Raw genomic sequence first — 19,361 nt, 5'->3', positions numbered from 1 at the left:
CCCGAGAGATCTACCGAGTCCTGACCACGCCCAGCACACCGAGCACCACCACCGAGCAGCTCACCATCGCTGCTTGACATCCATAAGAGCATCCCCCAGGAGCCAGCCTTGCGCACTACGCCGATCCTGCGCCGTGCCGCGCGCGCCGTGGTCCCCGCCCTGGCGGCGGCCGCGCTCGCGCTGGGCGCGGTGCCCGCCGCGAACGCCGCGCCCGCCGTCGCCCCCAGCCCCTCCCCCGCCACCCCCGCCACGGGAGCCGCCGCGCTCGACTCCGACACCGACGGCCCGATCGGGCGCGGCGAGGTCATGGACCGCGCGTGGTCGTGGATAGCCGAGCAGGTGCCGTACAGCCAGCAGGGCTGCCACGGCAACCAGTTCGGCTGCTACCGGCCCGACTGCTCCGGCTTCGTGTCGATGGCCTGGCACCTGGGCACCTCGCTCACCACCTGGACGCTGTGGAACGTGACCGCGGACATCCCGGCCGGCGACCTCCAGCCCGGCGACGCGCTGCTCAAGGACTCCGGCGGCACCGACCACGTCGCCCTGTTCGTGCGCTGGGCCGATCCCGCCCACACCCAGCCGGTGGTGCGCGAGGAGTACGACTACGGCCACGTCGCCGAGGAGCGCACCTGGGGGGACGGGCTGCGCGGCTTCACCCCGCGCCGCTACAACCGCCTGGACGACCTGATGCCCTACGGCTCGATCCGGGTCAAGTACGACGCCATGGGCGGCCTGAACAGCGTGCTGGGCGCGCCGATCCGCGGCGAGCGCGACTCGGCGGCCGGCGGGCGCTTCCAGCAGTTCCAGAACGGCATCATCCTGTGGCACCCGGACGAGGCCCACGCCGTCTACGGCGACATCCTGACCCGTTTCTGGGCCACCGACGCCGAACGGGCCTGGGGCTTCCCGACGATGGACGAGGCGGACGGGGCCGCGGCTCCCGACGGCACCCGCGGGCGCTACCAGTTCTTCGAGCGGGCCGTGATCCTGTGGTCCGCCCCGACCGGCGCGCACGTCGTCCACGGCGCCATCTACGACGCGTTCCACGCCGCCGGCCACGAGAAGGCCGTCGGCTACCCCGTCAGCGAGGAGGCCGACGAGCCCGGCGGGCGCGTCCAGAGGTTCCAGAACGCGACCGTCCACTGGAACGCCGCCACCAACACGACCTCGATCACCCGCCCCTGAGCGGGCCGGGCGCTCAGGCGGGCCGGGCGCTCAGGCGGGCTGGACGAGGCGGTTCTCGTAGGCGTAGACGACGGCCTGGACCCGGTCGCGCAGGCCGAGCTTGAGCAGGATGCGGCTGACGTGGGTCTTGACGGTGGCCTCGGCGAGTTTGAGCTCGGCGGCGATCTCGGCGTTGGACAGGCCCCGGGCGACCGTGATCAGGACGCTGCGCTCGCGGGCGGTCAGCGCGGCGACGGCCTCCTCCCCGCGGGTGGCGCCGCGGCCGTCGGCGGGCAGGTGGGAGGCGAAGGTGTCGAGCAGGCGGCGGGTGACGCGCGGGGAGACGACCGCGTCGCCCGCCGCCACGCAGCGGATCGCGGCGAGCAGCTCGTCCGGCTCGGCGTTCTTCAGCAGGAAGCCGGAGGCCCCGGCGCGCAGCCCGGCGAAGGCGTACTCGTCGAGGTCGAAGGTGGTGAGGATGAGCACCTTGGTGTCGGGGCGCTGTTCGACGATGCGGCGGGTGGCCTCGATGCCGTCGGTGCCGGGCATGCGGACGTCCATGAGGACGACGTCGACGGGCCGTTCGACGGCCAGGCGGACGGCCTCCTCGCCGTCGCCGGCCTCGCCGGCGACCTCCAGGTCGGGCTGGGAGTCGAGGGTCATGGAGAAGGCCAGGCGCAGCAGCGGCTGGTCGTCGACCAGCAGGACCTTGATCGTCATGCGGGGCTGGGCTCCTCGTCGGTGTCGCCGGGGTGGTCGTCGGTCAGGTGCAGGGTGGCGGCCACCCGCCAGCCGCCGCCGGGGGCGGGTCCGGCGGTGAGGTTGCCGCCGTAGGCGGCGACGCGTTCGCGCATGCCGGCCAGGCCCTGGCCCAGGCCCGGGGCGGTGGCGGTGGGGCGGCCGTCGTCGCGGATCTCCAGGGTGACGGCGGCGGGGGTGGCGTGGACGGTGACGCGGGCGCGGGCGCCGGGGGCGGCGTGCTTGAGGGTGTTGGTGAGGGATTCCTGCACGAGGCGGTAGGCGGTGAGCTGGGCGCCGGGCGAGACGGCGGCGCTGTCGCCGGTGACCTGGAGGTCGGTGGGCAGGCCGGCGGCGCGCACGTGTTCGGCGAGGACGGTGAGCTGGCCGATGCCGGGCTGGGGGTGGCGCAGCGCGTCGGGTTCGTCGGCGCGCAGGACGCCGAGGAAGCGGCGCATGTCGGTGAGGGCCTGGCGGCCGGTCTCGGCGGAACGGCGCATGGCGTCGGTGGCCTTGTCGGGGGCGGTGGCGTTGGCGTAGGCGGCGGCGTCGGCGAGGGCGACCATGACGGACAGGTTGTGGGTGACGATGTCGTGCATCTCGCGGGCGATGCGGGAGCGTTCCTCGGCGACGGCGAGGGCGGCCTGCTGGTCGCGCTGGTGTTCCAGGTCGCGGGCGCGCTGCTGGAGGGCGGTGAGCTGGGCGCGGCGGGCGCGGACGTTGAGGCCGAGGGCGACGGCGGCCAGGACGGTGCCGGAGAACAGGACGAACACGCGCAGCCACAGCGGCAGGTGGGCGGCGTTGCCGTGTTCGGTCAGCGGGGACCAGCGCAGCAGGGCCATGACGACGCCGAGTTCGGCGACGCCGTAGGCGATGAGGGTCAGGCGGCGCCGGCAGTGGGCGGCGACGGTGTAGAGGGCGAGCAGGACGGCCGCGTCGGCGGGCATGGGGTGGCCGGTGGCCCACTGGACGAGGGCGGCCAGGGAGATCGCGGCGAAGACCGGGAAGGGGGCGCGGCGGCGCAGGGCGAGCGGCAGGACGAGGGCGAGCTGCAGGGCCCAGAGCCAGGGGGTGGCGTGCAGCTCGCGGCGCTGGGGCAGGGCGGTGAGCACGAGCAGGCCGAGGGCGGCGGCGGCGTCGACGAGGGCGGGGTAGCGCTCGGTGAGGACGGCCGCGCGCAGCCGGGCGAGCCCGCGCGGGACGCGGAGGCGTCCTGCGCGGGCTGCGGGGGTGCGTTCGGCGGTGGTCACGGGACCATGCTCACACGGGCGGGGCGGGCGGCTGTCAAGCGTCGCGCCGCTTGAGGACGACGGCGGCGCCGATCAGGGCGGCGAGGACGTAGAGGCACATCACGCCGAAGCCGGTCCAGGGGGCGAGGTCGTGCGGGCCCTGCTGGAGGGTGGCGAGGGCCTGGCCGGCGTTGCCGGGCAGGTAGGGGGAGATGGTGTCGCGCCAGGAGCTGGGCAGGGCCTCGGTGAGCAGCGGGAGCAGCATGAGGACGCCGAAGACGCTGGCGATGCCGCCGGCGGTGTTGCGGATGAGGGTGCCCAGGCCGACGGCGAGCAGGCCGACGGCGGTGAGGTAGAGGCCCATGCCGAACACGACGCGGGTGACGCCGGGGGCGCCGAGGGTGGTGTCGAGGTGCTTGCCCGCGAGGATGGACTGGCCGACGAAGAAGGCGACCAGGCAGGCGACGGTGGAGACCGCCCAGGCGACGGCGCCGAAGACGGCGGCCTTGGCCCACAGCACCGGCAGGCGCTTGGGGACGGCGGACAGCGAGGCGCGGATCATGCCGGTGGAGTACTCGCCGGTGATGATCAGCACGCCGAGGACGCCGATGGCCAGCTGGGCGAAGTGGTAGCCCAGGAGGCTGTGCTCGGCGGCGCCGAAGTGCATCCGTTCCTCGGCGGGCAGGTGGTCCCAGCGGCTGACCGTGCCCCAGCACAGCAGGGCGCCGAAGCCGATGGTGAGGGCGACGGTGATGCCGAGCGTCCAGTAGGTGGAGCGCAGCGAGCGGAACTTGATCCACTCGGCGTGGACGGTCCGGGCGAGGGTGACGCCGGGGCGGGCGGGCCGGGAGGAGGGGGCGAACGCCGGGGTCGCGGTGGCCGCGGTGGGGGTGGCGGTGGTGGTCATGCGGCCATCTCCTTGACCGGCTGGGCGGGGGTGACGACGGCCTGGTACTCCACCGCGTCCTTGGTGAGCTCCATGAAGGCCTCCTCCAGGGAGGCCTGCTTGGGGGTGAGTTCGAACAGCACGAGGGAGTGGGCGGCGGCCAGGCGGCCGATGCGCTCGCAGTCGGTGCCGCTGACCTCCAGGCGGTCCGTCTCCTCGGTCTCCCCGGCCTGCGCGACCTGGACGCCGGGCAGGTCGGCGAGCAGTTCGCGCAGCCGGTCCGCGTCGGGGGTGCGTACGAGGACGGCGCTGCCGGCGGCGCGGGCGGTGAACTCGGCCACCGAGGTGTCGGCGATCAGCCGGCCGCGGCCGATGACGATCAGGTGCTCGGCGGTCAGGGCCATCTCGCTCATCAGGTGGGAGGAGACGAGGACGGTGCGCCCCTCGGCGGCGAGCGACTTGAGGAGGTTGCGGATCCAGCGGATGCCCTCGGGGTCGAGGCCGTTGACCGGCTCGTCGAGGATCACCGTGGCGGGGTCGCCGAGCAGTGCGGAGGCGATGCCCAGGCGCTGGCCCATGCCGAGGGAGAACCCGCCGGCCCGCTTGCGGGCGACCTCGCGCAGGCCCACCAGGTCGACGACCTCCTCCACCCGGCGCCGGGAGATGCCGTGGGTGGCGGCGAGGGCGGCCAGGTGGTTGAAGGCGCTGCGTCCGGTGTGGACGGCCCGGGCCTCCAGCATGGCGCCGACCTCGTGCAGCGGTGCGCCGTGCTCGGCGTAGCGGCGGCCGTTGACGGTGGCGTGCCCGGCGCTGGGGGTGTCGAGGCCGAGCAGCATCCGCATGGTGGTGGACTTTCCGGCTCCGTTGGGGCCGAGGAAGCCGGTGACGATGCCGGGTCGGACGGTGAAACTCAGGTCTTCGACGGCTGTGCGTGTGCCGTAGCGCTTGGTCAGGCCGACGGCTTCGATCATGGCGGGTCCTAGCGGAGGGGACGGTCCGGGGTTGTCGTCTTCCACGCTAGGCACCGGGTGGGGGGCGTTCGAGGGTCACCGGGAGGATCTTGCGGGGCGCCCGCTGGGCCGCGCGATGCACCCGGCGTACATCTCACGACGGATGCCGGGGCGTGGGGGCCCGCCGTCACGTTGGGGAGGAAACGTCACCGAACCGTGATGATCGCACGGCGGGTGCCGCGCTCTCTCATTCATCCTTAATGTCCGTGTTCGGCCGGCGCGGGTCCGCCCGGCCCGGTCTCGATTTTCCGTGCGGGGCTTGACCGCAGGTCAGAAGCCTTGGGACGGCGGTCTCGTGCGTTGACGTGCGGGATTGGCGGCCGATAGCGTCCCGTTGTTCTTTGCCAGCTCGGGGGTGCTGGTGTCTCTCCCGGGCGCATCTCTCTTTTCTGGAGTCCTCGTGCGCACCGTCCGCAGATTGCCCCGGCCCCTCGGCACGGCCCCGGCGGCACCCGCGTCGGACGGCACCCGCGCCCCGTTCGGGCCCCTGCCGGGCGGCGCCGCCGGCTGATCCCCTTTCCCCGCACCGGGTCGCCCGGTGCGTGACGACCACGACCTCCTGCCGTCCCGGCCGCTCCGCGCGGCGGCAGGTCCGCGGTGCGCGTTCTCCTGCCGCACCGCCCGTTTCGGAGCGATGACCAGGGCCGCCGGTGTGGATTGCGGATTCCGGCGGCCCGCACGGCACTTCGGTGCCCGATTCTGGATGGATTGCGAAATTTCGATGAGGATGTCTCTGACCTCACGGGCCAGGTCGCGCCTCGCGGCCGGACTCGTGACGGGCAGCCTGCTGACCGGGCTGCTCTCGACTCCGGCGCTGGCGGACGACGTGCCGCCGGCGACCGCGGCGAACCCGGACCGGGTGAAGGCCGTCGCCGTCTGGCAGGCCGGCGGACCGGCCGTGCGCCACGCCGCCGAGACGGCGCTGACCGGCTCGGCCGACGACCTGAAGGCCTTCCTGGCGACCGGTCAGGCCGCGGCCGCCGACCAGGACCTGCGGGCCAAGGTCGAGGACCTGGTCGCGAACTCCGGCCCCGGTGTGCGTGATGCCGGGCAGGCGGCGCTCAAGGGCTCCGCCGACGACCTGCGGAAGTTCCTCGACAAGGGCGCGCTGAAGGCCTACGAGGACGACCAGCGGGTGAAGGTCTCCCAGCTCATGGCCGCCGGCGGGCCGGGTGTGAAGGCCGCCGCCGCCAAGGCGATGGACGGCAGCCTGACCGACGTCAACACGTTCCTGAACGAGGGCCAGTTCAAGGCGAGGGACGACGACGACCGCGTCCACCTCTCACAGCTGATGTCCTCGGGCGGGGACGAGGTGAAGAAGGCCGCCAACACCGCGCTCAACGGTTCGATGGAGGACGTCCAGCAGTTCCTGCAGTACGGCTACCAGACCGCGGCCGCGCACGACCAGGAGAAGCTGTCGGTCGCCCAGCTGGCCGACCTGACGAAGACCGCCTCCGACCAGGCCGGCCAGCAGGCCCGCACGGCCGCGGACGCCGCCGGCAAGGCCATCGACGCCACCAGGCTGGCGAAGGAGGCCTCCGAGAAGGCCGCCGCCGAGACGAAGGCCGCGCAGGGTTCGGCCGGGCAGGCGTCGAACGCGGCCAGCCGTGCCGCGAACGCCGCCTCCCGCGCCGCTGCCGCCGCCCAGACCGCCTCCTCGGCGGCCAGGGCCGCCAACGAGGCGTCGCGCCAGGCCGCCAACGCCGCCGCCAACGCGGCTGCCGCCGCCACCAAGGCCGGCAACGCCGCCAACCGGGCCCTGGCCGCCGCGGCCGGGGCCGCCGGTGACGCCGGGCAGGCCGACGCGGCCCGCGCGGCCGCGGTCACCGCCCGCAACGCCGCCGTGGACGCCCGCACCGCGGGCGAGGCCAGCGCGTGGGCCGGCTACGCGGCCAACCAGGCGAACCTCGCCGCGCAGTCCGCCCTCTCCTCGGGCGACAACGCCGCCGCGGCCGCCCAGGCCGCCGCGGACGCCGCCGAGTACTCCGGCGTGTCCGCCGAGGACGCCGCCGAGGCCCGCCAGGCCGCCGCCCGCGCCCGCGCCGCCGCCCAGCGCGCCAGGAACGCCGCGAGCGCCACCATCACGATCGCCGCCCAGGCCGCCGCCGCGGCCGGGGACGCCCAGCGCGCCGCCAACGACGCCGCGGCTCACGCCGAAGCGGCCGCCACCGCGGCCGAGGAAGCGGCCCGGCACGCCGGCGATGCGGCCACCGCGGCCAACGTCGCGAAGGCCGCCGCCGAGGCCGCCGCCGCGGACGCCAACTCCGCCGACAACTCCGCCAAGCAGGCCCACAAGGTCGCCGACATCGCCCGCGCCTCCGACCAGCAGCGTCTGGACGAGCAGCAGGCCACCGAGATGGCCGCCGCCGAAGAGGCCTCCCGCGCGGCCGACGTGAAGGCGAAGACCGCGGCCTGGGAGTCCGGCAAGGCCACCCAGTTCGCCGCCGACACCGACCAGCTGATCAAGGACGCCACCGCGTCCGGCGTCGACGCCAAGACCGCCGTGCTCAAGGGCCGTCAGGCCGCGCTGCGCCTGCTGGACGCCGGCGGCCCGTGGACCAAGGCCGCGGCCCAGACCGCGCTGGAGGGCGACGACAGCGCCGTCCAGACGTTCCTGGCCACCGGCCTGACCACCGCCCGCGACTACGACGACCGCACCAGCGTCATGGCGATCGCCCAGTCCCCCGGCAAGATGGAGCTGCGCCTGGCCGCCGAGACCGCGTCCGTCGGTTCCTCCGACCAGGTCCGCGCGTTCCTCGCCACCGGCCAGTACCCGGGCAAGGACGACGACGACCGCGTCGCCCTCTCGCAGATCATGGCCACCGGCGGCCCCGGCGTGAAGGCCGCGGCCGGCAAGGCGCTGGACGGCACCATCGACGACGTCCGCGCCTTCCTGGCCACCGGCCAGTTCAAGGCCCGCGACGACGACAACCGCGTCCTGGTCACCCAGCTGCTGACCAGCGGCGGCCCCGAGGTCAAGGCGGCCGCCCAGGCCGTCCTGTCCGGCCCCGCGGACCGGCTGGTGCCGTTCCTGCAGAGCGGCCTGCCCAAGGCCCAGCAGCGCGACGCCGTGACCGCCGCCCACGTGGCGACCATCGCGTCCTACCTGGCGACGATCGACGGCTCGGTGGCACAGGCGAAGCAGTACGCGGCGCAGGCCGCCCAGTCGTACCAGACCGCGGTGGGCGCAGCCGCCGAGGCCGCCAAGTACGCCCAGCAGGCCAGCCAGTCCGCGCAGGACGCCCAGGGCTTCGCCAACCAGGCCGCCCAGTCCGCGCAGCAGGCGCAGGCCTCGGCGGCGCAGGCCGCCCAGTCCGCCCAGCAGGCCCAGGCCTCGGCGGCCACCGCCGAGGCGGCGGCCCGCAGCGCCAGCTACTCGGCGGTCGCGGCCACCAGCTACGCCGCCCAGGCCGGCCAGTACGCGTCGGCTGCGAAGACCGCCTCCGACCAGGCCCAGGCCTCCGCCGCCGCCGCCAACAAGAGCAAGGAGGAGGCGCAGAAGGCCGCCGACGAGGCCAAGGCCGCCGTCTTCACCAAGCAGTGCACCGACACCCTCGACGGCCAGCTGCAGAACCAGACGGCCACCGTCGACGCCAGCGGCCGGGTCTCCTTCATCGAGGCCGTCCCGCAGAGCGACATGAAGACCGAGCAGGGCAAGGACAACCTGGGCCGCTGCACCGCCGGTGACTTCGTCATGGGTCACGGCGACATCATGATCAAGAACGTCGACCCCAAGGTCTGGCACGACAACGGCAAGGGCACGGACGTCTGCGACGTCACGGTCAACGTCAAGGTCACCGGCACGGTCAACTACGTGATGAAGACCTGCCCGGAGCCGGGCCTGTCGATCGCGGCGTGCACCGGCAAGTACACCGTGTGGAACACCGTCGTCGTCGGCAGCACCCAGGTCAACGACCAGCGTGACGAGACCATCCAGCTGTCCTACTTCGACTACAAGCTGCACTACTCGCCGGAGGCCGTCCGCGGCCAGATCCTGTTCCACGCGTTCACCGACGACTTCGTCAAGTGCTACCACGACTTCGGCTTCAACAGCTCGTGCGCATGGGCGGCGTCGAACTTCATCCCCTACGGCACCCTGGCCAAGGGCGCCAAGGCCGTGGTGGCGTTCCGCTTCGCCCTGGAGACCGGCGTCGGCATCGAGGACGCCAGGCTCGCCGTGCAGGCCTCGCTCGACAGCTACAGCCAGGCGGCCCTCAGCAAGCTGACCTCCACGGCCGACGCGGTCGCGAAGTACCGTCAACTCCTCAAGGGCGGCGACGCCGGCGCGGACGCCGCGCTCCAGGCCCTGAAGCAGAACCAGAACATCGACCGCGAGCTGGTCGAGGAACTCCAGGCCGAGACCAAGTCCGCTGCGAACATCCGCTCGCTGTGCGAGGGGAACAGCTTCCCGGCCGGCACCAAGGTGCTCATGGGCGACGGCTCGACCCGCCCGATCGAGGAGATCCGCGTCGGGGACACGGTGACCGCCACCGACCCGGCCACCGGATCCACGAACGCCAAGCGCGTCGAGGCCACCATCTACACCCCGGACGACCGGGAATTCACGGGAATCACCCTGAGCGGTGCGGGTGCGGAGCTCACCAGCACCGACCACCACCCGTTCTGGTCGATCAACCGGAACGCGTGGGTGCGGGCCGCCGATCTCCAGCCCGGGGACGTCCTTCGCGGCCCGGACGGTTCGAGCAGGACGATCCAGGACGTCCGGCACTGGAACACCCTTCAGCCGGCCTACAACCTGACCGTGGAAGACCTCCACACGTACTACGTGCTGGCCGGCGCCCAGCCGGTTCTGGTGCATAACACCGGGCCGGCCTGCGAGCTCGCCGCGGCGGCGAGGAAGATCGACGTCCCGAACGTCAACTTCACGAACACCGTCGCGGATCACCTGCGGGAGTGGAGCAAGGATCTGCTGCCGTCGCGCGGCTACATGAACACCCCGCGCCTCGTCATCCAGGAGATCATGGCCGCGGCGACCCCCAAGTGGGATCCCCAGGGCGTGCCGGGCTACGTCTCGTGGGTCGTCGACGGGTCGAAGAACGGGTCGACCGGCGTTTGGGAGCTCGTGATCGACACGAACACGAATACCGTGGTCCACTTCCTCTACATGTCGAAGTAATCGAGGTTGACGCATGATTGTCGACAGGGCCCACGGTGCGCCGATGGGCGGACAACTCCTCTATTCGAAGTCCGAGTACAGCTTCAGGTACCGGCCCGATGAGGACGAGCTGGGCAGGCGGATCGGAACCGAAGGTTCGACCAGCATTGCGGTCGGAACCCTTCAGATCCAGGTCGATGTCTCCAGTCGACAGCTTCTGTTCGTCTGGGGATATCACCCGAATCCGGCGTGGCAGCCCGCCGAGCTGGCGATGCCGGCTGCGGATCCGGGCAGGCTGGAGGTCCCCGAGGGGATCCGTCTGGAGTCGGGCGTGGCGTATCGCCTGGCCGGAATCGGCGAATGGAAGACCAGCGTCGACCCGCAAAGCGGGCTGGTGAGGATCGCCAGGACTCCCGACCGGGACGAGGACTTCACCATGTTCGCGGAATCGATCACCGCGGGAAGGGTTGACGGGGAACTCCACTCCCTGTGGCTGCGACCCGACATGATCGACTGACCGCCCGCCGCCGGGTGCCGACCGCCAGCACGGCGGCGGCACCCGCGGGCACAGATCGAACAGCACCGAGGAACGACGCAGAAGGGCCCCGCCAATCCGGCGGGGCCCTTCTCGCAGCTCCCAGGACGCGGCCCGCCGGCGGTCCGTCACCCCATTCCTCGACGATCGGGTACCTCAACGCCGCCGATCTGCGCGAGCGCACCGCGCGCGGCGCCAAGGCGGTGGCCGAACCCGTCTTCTCGGAGGCCCCGATGGCCACGTCGCTGGGCGAGGGATACGTCTGCCTGGCCCGCCTGGACGAGTACTACCGCTTCATCACGACGAAGAACCAGGCGCTGCGCATGGAACTGTTCGAGTCCAGCGTGCGCGAGTTGATGGCCCGCACGGCCGCCGCCCTGGACAGCGCGTTCAGGTCCGCCGTGCGGCAGAACGAGGCCTGCGGCGTCGACCGCACCGCCCACTGAGGGCCCGCGGACTCCGTGTCGGGCCGGGGTGGGAGAATCCCGGGGGCGGCTGAGGCGGGGAGTCGGGGGAAGGGCGCGTGCGGGAGTTCGGGGGTGTGGAGAACCGGATCGAGGGCAGCACCGTCCACGGTGACGTCTTCCAGGTGGGGCGCGATCTGACCGTGGTGCAACGGCCCGCGGCGGTGGCGGCCGCGCCGGTGTGGCCGGTGGTGGTGGGCATAATCCCGCCGGAGGCCGGTGCCTTCCAGCCGCGCGACGCCCTGCAGCAAAGGATCGACGACGCCCGGGCGCGGCACCACGAGGGCGGGCCGGGCACGCCCGCCGTCCAGGTCCTGGCCGGCGGAGGCGGGGTGGGCAAGACCCAGCTGGCCGCCCGCCTCGCCCGCCGGGCCGTGCGCCGCGGCACCGACCTGGTGGTGTGGGCCGACGCGGCCGAACCCACCGGTGTCCTGGCCGCCTACGCCGAAGCCGCCGCGCTGGTGCGCGCCCCCGGGGTCACCGGCCGGGGCGACGACGTCCAGCGCGACGCGCAGCGCTTCCTCGCCTGGCTCGCCGTCACCGATCGCAGCTGGCTCGTCGTCCTCGACGACGTCACCGACTTCGCCCCCGGGCCCCTGTGGCCCGCCACCGACCGGGGCGGCACCGGCCAGGTGATCGCCACCAGCCGCCACCGCGGAGCGACCGCCACCGGCGCCGGACGCACCCTCGTCGAGGTGGACGCCTACGGCCCCGCCGAGTCCGCCGCCTACCTCGCCGAGCGCCTCTCGAGGGCCGGACAGCCACAGCTCCTCGACGACAGCGGCCCGGACCTCGCGGCCGAGCTCGGGCACCTGCCGCTCGCCCTCGCCCACGCGAGCGCCTACCTGCTCAACACCCGCCGCACCAGCACCGACTACCTCCACCGGCTACGGGCCCGCACCCGCACCCTCGACGCCCTCATGCGCCCGCGCGACGACACCGACGGCTACCACCGGCCCGTCACCGCCTCGCTGCTCCTCGCCCTCGACGCCGTGGAGCAGGAGGAGCCGGCCGGCCTGGCCCGGCCCGCCCTGCGCTTGGCCGCTGTGCTCGAACCATCAGGCCAGCCAATGGAGTTGTGGACGAGCCCGCCCGTGCTCGCCCACCTCGGCGCGCACCGCTCCGGCGGCGCGCAGCCGGACGGGGACGACGTCCTGGACGTGCTCGCGGCTCTGTACAACTACAACCTGCTCACCACCGCGGATCCGGGTCCGCGCGGCGTCACCCTCCACCCGCTCACCGCCCGGGCCGTCCTGGACATCACCCCGGAGGCGCAGCGCCCGTACGGCGTCGCGGCGGACGCGCTGGTCGCACTGTGGCCCCAGAACGACCACACGGACCGGGAGCTCGTCGGCGCCCTCCAGGCCGGCGCCACCGCGCTCTGGGCCTGCGCCGGCGACCGCCTGTGGGAGGCCGGGGGCGGCGCGCACCACGTCCTCGGCCGGGCCGGGAACAGCCTGCTCGCCCACGGTCTCCACCGGGCGGCCACCGACTACTTCACGCGTGCCGTCGCCGTCGGCCGGCGCGTCCTCGGGGAGGACCACCCCGACACCATCGGCGCAGGGGCCTGCCTCGTCATCGCCCACAACCGGGGCGGGCGGTTCCTTGAGGCCGTCACCCTGGGCGAGCAGGTTCTCGCCTCCTACCGGCGCGTCCTCGGCCCGGAGCATCCTCATACGCTCGGCGTCCGTTCCAACCTTGCCCTGGCCCACGGTCAGGCCGGTCACACCCGCGAGGCCGTCGCCCTCCACGAACAGCTCCTCGCCGACCTCGAGCGGCTCTTCGGGCCCGATGATCCCCACTCGATCGCCGCCCGTGCCAACCTCGCCCACGCGTATCACCGGGCCGGACGCACCAGCGAGGCCGCCGCCATGGGCGAGCAGGCCCTCGCCGACCAGGAACGCGTTCTCGGGCCCGACCACCCCGACACCCTCTCCGCCCGAAACAACCTCGCCGGCGGGTACCGGGCTTCCGGGCGCAAACGCGAAGCGGTCGCCCTGGGGGAAGAGGTCCTGGCCGGCCGCGAACGGGTCCTGGGTCCTGACCACCCCGACACCCTCGGCGCCCGCAACAACCTCGCCGCCTTCTACGGCGACGTCGGACGCACCGCGGACGCGATCTCGCTGGCCGGACACGTCCTCGCCGACCGCGAGCGTCTCCTGGGGCCCGACCACCCCGACACCCTCACCACCTGCAACAACCTCGCCCTCCTGCACCGGCAGGCCTGGCACCTCGACGAGGCCGTCGCCCTGATGGAGCGCGTGGTGCGGGAGAGCCGGCGCGTGCTGGGCGAGCGGCACCCGAGCACGAGCACCCGCCGGATCAGCCTGGGCAACGTGCTGCAGGACCGGGGCTGCTCCCGCCTGTCCGCGGATCCGGCGGCGGCGCTGCGCGACGCGAGGGCCGCCGCCGAGGTCCTCGCCCCCGGCCCCGGGGACGACCCGGACCGCTACCGGACGCCGCTGGCCGGCGCGTTACGCCTCGCCGCCGACGCGCTCGACGCAGCCGGGCGGCCCGAGGAGGCCGCCGAGCAGCGCGAACGCGCCCGGGCCCTGCGGCAGGGCGCCAGGGAGCGGCGCGCGCCGGAGAAGTGATCCTGCGTCCGGGCAAGACGGGCTCCGGAAAGCCCCCGCACCAGTGCCATGTCACACCCTTGCGGTGGCATATAACCTGTGACATTGTTCTGACCCTGAATCCGGTGACAGGTTGTCGTCAAGGTCCCCCTCCCTCATCGCCTCGTGGCTGACGCTCCGTTGCTCATCTCCCCCACTCAGGACAAGGACACCGCAGTGCGTCTGCGCCAATCCCTTCCCCTCCTCGTGGCCGGCGCCCTCGCCGGCTCCGCGTTCATGCTGCCGACCCCCGCCCTCGCCTCCCCGGCCTCGCCGGCCGCTGCTCCGGCGAAGGCGGGCGCCTCCCCCTCCATACCCGCGCCGTTCGGGGCCGAGATAGCCTCGCAGTCCTCCGAGGCGATGGGGCGCACGGCCGCCCCGCTGACCTCCGACCGGCTCGGGCAGGCCCTGCAGCCGGCCGGGACGGCCGTCCAGAGCGGGCCGTCCACGGGCGCCGACAAACCCGCGCCCGCACCAGTGAAGCATGCCTTGGCCGCCGCCAAGTCCGGCACGGACGCGGCCAGTTGCACGCCCGCCGACTTCGGGTCCCGCAGTGGTGCCGGCCTGGTCTCCTTCATCCAGGGCTCGACCACGGACTGCGTCAACACGCTGTTCAACGTCACCGGGACCGACGCCGGGAAGGTCTTCAAGCAGTCCCAGATGCTCACCGTCGCCGCCGCCTTCCAGGCCCAGGCCGCGCACTACACCGGCGACAACTCCACCGGCATCCTGCAGCTCGTGCTGTTCCTGCGGGCCGGCTTCTACGTCCAGTCCAACAACGCCTCCGCGGTCGGCCCCTACGACGCCTCGCTCACCTCCGCCGTCAGGGCCGGCCTCGACGCGTTCTTCGCGGGCACGCGCTGGCACGACGTCACCGACGCCAACGGCCTCGTGCTCTACGACGTGCTGATCCTCACCGACAGCGCCAACATCCAGGCCCAGTACCTGAACGTCTACAAGCAGGTCCTGAACGGCTACGACAACGGCTACAACGCCTTCCCGAAGATGGTGAAGGCCGTCAACGCCGTCCTGTTCGCGCCGCTGTGGCGGGCCAACTGGAACCCCGACTACGTCAGCGCGGTCGCCGCCGACCCGAGCGTGGTCACGGCCCTCGCGAACTTCGCGCAGAACCACAAGGACCTGCTCGGCACCGCCAACCAGTTCCTCGACGTCAACGCCGGCAACGACCTCGCCCGCACCGCCGGCGACGGCGGCTCCGTCGCCACGTTCACCCGGCCCCTCGTCAAGCAGGTCCTGGACGCCACCCCGGTCACCGGCAGCACCGGCCCGCTGTACGTGTACACCGCGTACAACGCCAACCAGTACGACAACGCGAAGTGCTCGTACTACGGCACCTGCGACCTGCCCGGCAAGCTCACCGCCGCCGTCCTGCCCAACACCCTGGTGTGCGACAACCGCACCATACGCGGCGAGGTCCTGTCCGCCGAGGACCTGGCCACCGTCTGCGCCAGCCTGCGCGGCGAGGACGGCTTCTTCCACACCATGGTCAAGGACAACGGCCCCGTCCCGGACCAGTACGGCAAGACCATCACCCTCGCCGTCTTCAAGAACCAGGCCGACTACCTCACCTACTCCTGGGCCATCTACAACAACTCCACCAACAACGGCGGCCAGACCGTCATGGACGTCACCGACCCCAACAACCAGCCGGTGTCGGTCATGTACCAGAAGTCGTGGAACGACGGCTTCCCCGCCAACGTGTGGAACCTCAACCACGAGTACACGCACTACCTCGACAACATCTACGACATGAAGGGCAACTTCGGCACCGAGATCTCCGTCCCGGACATCTGGTGGATCGAGGGCGTCGCCGAGTACGAGTCCTACAGCTACCGCGGCACCACCGACACCCAGGCCATGACCGAGGCCGCCGCGCACCGCTACAAGCTGAGCACCGTCTTCCAGAACACGTACGACAACTCGGACTCGGTGCGCACCTACCCCTGGGGCTACCTGGCCGTCCGCTACATGCTGGAGAAGCACCCCTCCGACGTCTACAGCATGCTCGGCCACTTCCGCACCGGTGACTACCAGGGCGGCTACGCGGTCTACAACAGCCTCGGCACCTCCTACGACGCCGACTTCGACGCCTGGCTGAACGCCTGCGCCGCCGGCGCCTGCTACGCCGACGGCCCCACCGCCCTGTTCGGCCAGTCCGTCGACGGCGCCACCGTCACCCTGACCGACAAGTCCGTGGAGACCAACTCCCAGGCGAAGCTGGCCTCCTGGCACTGGACCTTCGGCGACGGCACCTCCTCCGACCAGCGGAACCCGGTGCACACCTACGCCAACCCCGGCACCTACACGGTCGACCTGACCGTCACCGACAGCGCCGGCAAGAGCGCCAGCACCCCGTCCTCCGTCACCGTCACCACCGGCGCCGGCACCACCCTGCCGACCTGCACCGACCCGCGCACCGACGCGCTCGGCCAGAACTGCTCGCGGCCCGACCAGGCCCGCACCGCCGGCAACCTCGACTACTTCTACGTCTACCTGCCGGCCGGCACCAGCACGCTGAAGGTCTCCACCTCCGGCGGCACCGGCAACGCCTCCCTCTACTACAACGCCGACACCTGGGCCTCCCCCAGCGCCTTCACCGCCTCCTCCACCGCCCCCGGCACCACCCAGAGCCTCACCGTCACCAACCCGACGGCCGGCTACCGCTACATCAGCCTCTACGCCAACACCGACTTCAGCGGCGTGACGGTCAGCACCCAGTTCTGACCCGCGCACCGGCACGGCGAAGGGCGGCGCGTCCCCGACGGGGGCGCGCCGCCCTGGTGTTGCGGCAGCCGGTGAGGCGCGTCAGCTCTCGGCGGAGCGGCGGCGGCGCGAGACCGCGACCAGCGCCGCACCCGCGGCAACGGCCGCAGCCGCGCCACCGGCCTCCCAGCCGAGACCGTCCGTACCCGTGGCGGCCAGCTGGCCCGGACGGGCGGAGGTTGCTCCGCCAGTCACGGCCGTGGCGGTGCCGGTGGTGCCGGTGGTGCCGGTGGTGCCGGTGGTGCCGGTGGTGCCGGTGGTCGTGGTGACCGCGGCGGGCTGGACGCCCTGGCCCTGGCCGGACTCCGGCTGCGCGGCCGGCTTCTGGTCCGGGGTGCGGTCCTGGGCCGGCTTGCCGGCGGCGTCGGCCTCGTCCTGGGCACGGGCCGCGGCCCAGCCCTCCTTGAGGAACTTCGCGACGTCGTCGTTGCTGCCGTCGAGGGCCAGGAGCGCGGCCTTCTTCACGGCCGGCCCGCCGGTCTCGACGATCTGCGAGACTTTGACGCGGTTGTCGCTCGCGCGCAGCTGCGGCAGCTCGACCTCCAGGAAGCGGCGGACGTCGGCGGCCGTGCCGTCGAGCGCCTTCTGCGCGCCCGCCTGCACACGAGGGCCGTTGTTCTTGTCGGCGATGATGCGCAGCGTCTCGACGCGGTCGTCCTCGAAGCGGGCCGCGGCCCAGCCCTCGGTGAGGAACTTCGCGATGTCAGCGTCGGTCCCGTTCATCGCCTGGATCGCCGCCTCCTTGACCCCGCGGCCGGTGGCGGCCGACAGGATCTGGGCGACCTTCACCCGGTTGTCGTCCGCGCGCTGCTTGGGCAGTTCGACCTCAAGGAAGTGCCGCACGGCGGCGGCATCGCCCTTGAGGGCCTTCTCCCCCGCCTCGCGCACGCCGCGGCCGCACTCCTTGTCGGCGAGGATCGCCTGCACCTTGGCCCGGTCCTCGTCCTCGGCGCGGGCCGTGAACTGGCCCTCCTTGAGGAACTGCAGGATGGCGCCGTAGTCGTTGCCCCGGAGCGCGGCGTCAGCGGCCTTCTGCACGGCGGGCCCGGCGCCGTCGCTGATCTGAACGACCTTCACCACGTTGTCCTTGTGGCGCTGGTCCTCCAGCTCGACCTCCAGGAAGTGCCGCAGCTCGGCGGCGCCACCCTTGAGGGCCTTCTCCCCCGCCTCGCGCACACCGCGCCCGGTCTCCTTGTCCGCGAGGATGCGCTGCACCTCGGCGCGGTCGCGCGTCTCCTGGTCGTCCGCGTCCTGGTGTCCGGCGGTGTCCGGCGTGCCGGAGGCGGTGTCAGGGCCGGAGACGCCGGCCGGCTGCGGGCTGTCGGCGGCCGCGGCCGAGGACGGGAAGAGGACGGCGGGGGCCAGCATCGCAGCCGCGATCACGGCGGACACCTTGGGCAGCTTCATTCAGCAAAACCTGATTCATGCGAAGAGTTTGTGAACGACCACACTGTAGATCAACTCACACGATCTCCATACCAAGTTTTCAACCGACTGCATCACACCACACCACGCCCCTACCCTGACGCCATGGAGAAGAGCGAGCTGCTGGTCGACGTCCGGGGCCACGACATCGAGTCGTTGATGGACTTCCGCACGGCCCTCGTCGCCGTCAACCACGAAGCCCTGCACCACTGGCAGGGCCGCAGCCTGGACGCCCTGTGGGACATCATCGAGAACCGCGGGTTCTCCGACCTCCTCGACTCCCACGACGTCCTGGTCGTGCGCGCCCGGCGCAGCGCCTTCCTGTCGCAGGAGCATCCGGTGGGCCGGGTGCTGCTGGAGGTCTTCGCCGACGCGGCGCACGCGCGGCTGGAGCTGTTCTGACGCACCGCCCGCCGGGGACGGGTGTGGCGCCGCGGTCCCCCACGGACCGCGGCGCCGGATTTCCCCCGTTGTTCCCCCGTCTCCCCCTCTCCCCCTTCTCCCCCGTCCCTCCGCCGCTGTTGTCCGGTCAGGCGCCGGCCGGGTACCACGTGGTGCCGTTGCCGCCGGTGGCGGAGAGGGTCTCGGCGATGATGCCGGCGGGGTAGCGCGGGTGCTGCGCGAGGAAGCCGCTGAAGGAGTCCAGCGACGTCGCGTCGCAGACGCCGTCGGTCTTGATGCAGAAGCGCTGGACCGGCACGCCGCCGGGGAAGTTCTCCGGGCCGGTGCCCGGGGAGTACGCCACGAACGGGATCAGGGTGCCCTGCGGGACGAGGTGCCAGAAGCCGGTGCCGGGCTGCATCGGGTCGGAGTAGAGCATGCCGTCGACCTGCTCGCGGGGCACGGCGGTGCCGTTGTTGGCGATGGTCTGCAGCAGCAGGTCGCCGACCCAGGCGCCCTGCGAGTAGCCGGCGATGGTGAAGCGGGCGGTGGGGTCGGCCTTGTAGGCCTTCTCCAGGGCGGCCTTGGCGTTCCAGTAGCCCGCGTTGACGCTGTCGCCGAAGCTCGGGGTGAACAGCGGGGCCGGCATCTCGTTGTGGCTGCCGACGAACGGGCCGCCGCTGGCCGGGTAACAGACCGGGATCGCGGTGCTGCCGGCCGCGAGGTGCTGGTTGGCGAGGTCGAAGGTGTACGTGCAGCGGGGTGCGTCCAGGGCCGTCCCGGTTCCGCCGATCTCGATGTAGTAGTGGTGCGGCTGCGCGGTGTCGGCGTGCGCGGCGGTGGGGACGACGGCGGCGCCGGTGAGCGCGAGCGCCGTCGTCGCGAGGACGGCCTTGAGGCGGCGGGCGAGGCTGGCACGCATGGTCATGTGGGGTCAGCTCCCTCTGGTCGGGTGCGGCGCCGCGTCGGGTGCGGCGACCTGTGGCCATCGTGTTGTCCGGGCGCCGCGGGGAACCA

13 protein-coding genes are annotated in these 19,361 nt (G+C 72.7%); 7 read left to right on the top strand and 6 right to left on the bottom strand.

The window, feature by feature from the left end; all coding sequences use genetic code 11:
* Window positions 1–108 precede the first annotated feature (108 nt).
* Window positions 109–1,185 carry a hypothetical protein gene (locus AB0C76_RS26210; RefSeq protein ID WP_359970125.1) on the top strand — a complete coding sequence of 359 codons (1,077 nt, stop codon included), beginning with the start codon at window positions 109–111 and terminating at the stop codon, window positions 1,183–1,185.
* A gap of 30 nt (window positions 1,186–1,215) precedes the next feature.
* Here AB0C76_RS26210 and AB0C76_RS26205 read toward each other — a convergent pair whose 3' ends face one another.
* Genes AB0C76_RS26205 through AB0C76_RS26190 form a run of 4 tightly spaced genes read right to left on the bottom strand, consistent with a single transcriptional unit; the run spans window position 1,216 to window position 4,988 of the window.
* Window positions 1,216–1,884, bottom strand: coding sequence for a response regulator transcription factor (locus tag AB0C76_RS26205; RefSeq protein ID WP_359970122.1), 669 nt, complete (start codon window positions 1,882–1,884; stop codon window positions 1,216–1,218).
* A complete protein-coding gene (locus AB0C76_RS26200) occupies window positions 1,881–3,152 on the bottom strand; it encodes a histidine kinase (RefSeq protein WP_359970119.1) in 1,272 nt (423 codons plus the stop codon). Before AB0C76_RS26200 ends, AB0C76_RS26205 begins: the two co-directional genes overlap by 4 nt.
* 34 nt (window positions 3,153–3,186) lie before the next feature.
* Window positions 3,187–4,038, bottom strand: coding sequence for an ABC transporter permease subunit (locus tag AB0C76_RS26195; RefSeq protein WP_359970116.1), 852 nt, complete (start codon window positions 4,036–4,038; stop codon window positions 3,187–3,189).
* The gene (locus AB0C76_RS26190; RefSeq protein WP_359970113.1) at window positions 4,035–4,988 is read right to left on the bottom strand and encodes an ATP-binding cassette domain-containing protein; all 954 of its coding nucleotides are present in this window, start codon (window positions 4,986–4,988) and stop codon (window positions 4,035–4,037) included. Before AB0C76_RS26190 ends, AB0C76_RS26195 begins: the two co-directional genes overlap by 4 nt.
* A gap of 760 nt (window positions 4,989–5,748) precedes the next feature.
* Here AB0C76_RS26190 and AB0C76_RS26185 point away from each other — a divergent pair.
* From AB0C76_RS26185 to AB0C76_RS26165, 5 genes are all read left to right on the top strand, one after another.
* Window positions 5,749–10,164, top strand: coding sequence for a polymorphic toxin-type HINT domain-containing protein (locus tag AB0C76_RS26185; protein ID WP_359970110.1), 4,416 nt, complete (start codon window positions 5,749–5,751; stop codon window positions 10,162–10,164).
* A 13-nt stretch (window positions 10,165–10,177) separates the two neighbouring features.
* On the top strand, window positions 10,178–10,660 hold the full coding sequence (locus AB0C76_RS26180; RefSeq protein WP_359970108.1) for a hypothetical protein: 483 nt from the start codon (window positions 10,178–10,180) through the stop codon (window positions 10,658–10,660).
* Between the two features lie 251 nt (window positions 10,661–10,911).
* Complete coding sequence (locus AB0C76_RS26175; RefSeq protein ID WP_359970105.1) at window positions 10,912–11,124, top strand: hypothetical protein; 213 nt, start codon at window positions 10,912–10,914, stop codon at window positions 11,122–11,124.
* Between the two features lie 77 nt (window positions 11,125–11,201).
* Window positions 11,202–13,736 carry a tetratricopeptide repeat protein gene (locus AB0C76_RS26170; protein WP_359970102.1) on the top strand — a complete coding sequence of 845 codons (2,535 nt, stop codon included), beginning with the start codon at window positions 11,202–11,204 and terminating at the stop codon, window positions 13,734–13,736.
* A gap of 195 nt (window positions 13,737–13,931) precedes the next feature.
* A complete protein-coding gene (locus tag AB0C76_RS26165) occupies window positions 13,932–16,499 on the top strand; it encodes a collagenase (RefSeq protein WP_359970099.1) in 2,568 nt (855 codons plus the stop codon).
* 81 nt (window positions 16,500–16,580) lie between these two features.
* On the opposite strand, the gene AB0C76_RS26160 is transcribed toward AB0C76_RS26165, so the two are convergent.
* Window positions 16,581–17,945 carry an ALF repeat-containing protein gene (locus tag AB0C76_RS26160; protein WP_359970096.1) on the bottom strand — a complete coding sequence of 455 codons (1,365 nt, stop codon included), beginning with the start codon at window positions 17,943–17,945 and terminating at the stop codon, window positions 16,581–16,583.
* Between the two features lie 123 nt (window positions 17,946–18,068).
* On the opposite strand from AB0C76_RS26160, the gene AB0C76_RS26155 reads away from it, so the two are divergent.
* Complete coding sequence (locus AB0C76_RS26155) at window positions 18,069–18,365, top strand: hypothetical protein (RefSeq protein ID WP_359970093.1); 297 nt, start codon at window positions 18,069–18,071, stop codon at window positions 18,363–18,365.
* A 127-nt stretch (window positions 18,366–18,492) separates the two neighbouring features.
* Here the strand turns inward: AB0C76_RS26155 and AB0C76_RS26150 are convergent, their stop codons facing one another.
* Window positions 18,493–19,272 carry a PE-PPE domain-containing protein gene (locus AB0C76_RS26150; protein ID WP_359970090.1) on the bottom strand — a complete coding sequence of 260 codons (780 nt, stop codon included), beginning with the start codon at window positions 19,270–19,272 and terminating at the stop codon, window positions 18,493–18,495.
* Window positions 19,273–19,361: the final 89 nt, after the last annotated feature.

The sequence above is a fragment of the Kitasatospora sp. NPDC048722 genome, from assembly GCF_040650235.1.
Taxonomy (GTDB): Bacteria; Actinomycetota; Actinomycetes; order Streptomycetales; family Streptomycetaceae; genus Kitasatospora.
The sequence above is the reverse complement of the archived record's forward strand: the minus strand, read 5'-3'. Positions and strand labels throughout refer to the sequence as shown.

Bases quoted from the DNA above. Each gene is read 5' to 3' on its own strand.
- AB0C76_RS26180 (WP_359970108.1), top strand. From the start codon at position 10,178: ATGATTGTCGACAGGGCCCACGGTGCGCCGATGGGCGGACAACTCCTC.
- AB0C76_RS26160 (WP_359970096.1), bottom strand. From the start codon at position 17,945: ATGAAGCTGCCCAAGGTGTCCGCCGTGATCGCGGCTGCGATGCTGGCC.
- AB0C76_RS26195 (WP_359970116.1), bottom strand. From the start codon at position 4,038: ATGACCACCACCGCCACCCCCACCGCGGCCACCGCGACCCCGGCGTTC.
- AB0C76_RS26205 (WP_359970122.1), bottom strand. From the start codon at position 1,884: ATGACGATCAAGGTCCTGCTGGTCGACGACCAGCCGCTGCTGCGCCTG.
- AB0C76_RS26185 (WP_359970110.1), top strand. From the start codon at position 5,749: ATGAGGATGTCTCTGACCTCACGGGCCAGGTCGCGCCTCGCGGCCGGA.
- AB0C76_RS26150 (WP_359970090.1), bottom strand. From the start codon at position 19,272: ATGACCATGCGTGCCAGCCTCGCCCGCCGCCTCAAGGCCGTCCTCGCG.
- AB0C76_RS26190 (WP_359970113.1), bottom strand. From the start codon at position 4,988: ATGATCGAAGCCGTCGGCCTGACCAAGCGCTACGGCACACGCACAGCC.
- AB0C76_RS26175 (WP_359970105.1), top strand. From the start codon at position 10,912: ATGGCCACGTCGCTGGGCGAGGGATACGTCTGCCTGGCCCGCCTGGAC.
- AB0C76_RS26155 (WP_359970093.1), top strand. From the start codon at position 18,069: ATGGAGAAGAGCGAGCTGCTGGTCGACGTCCGGGGCCACGACATCGAG.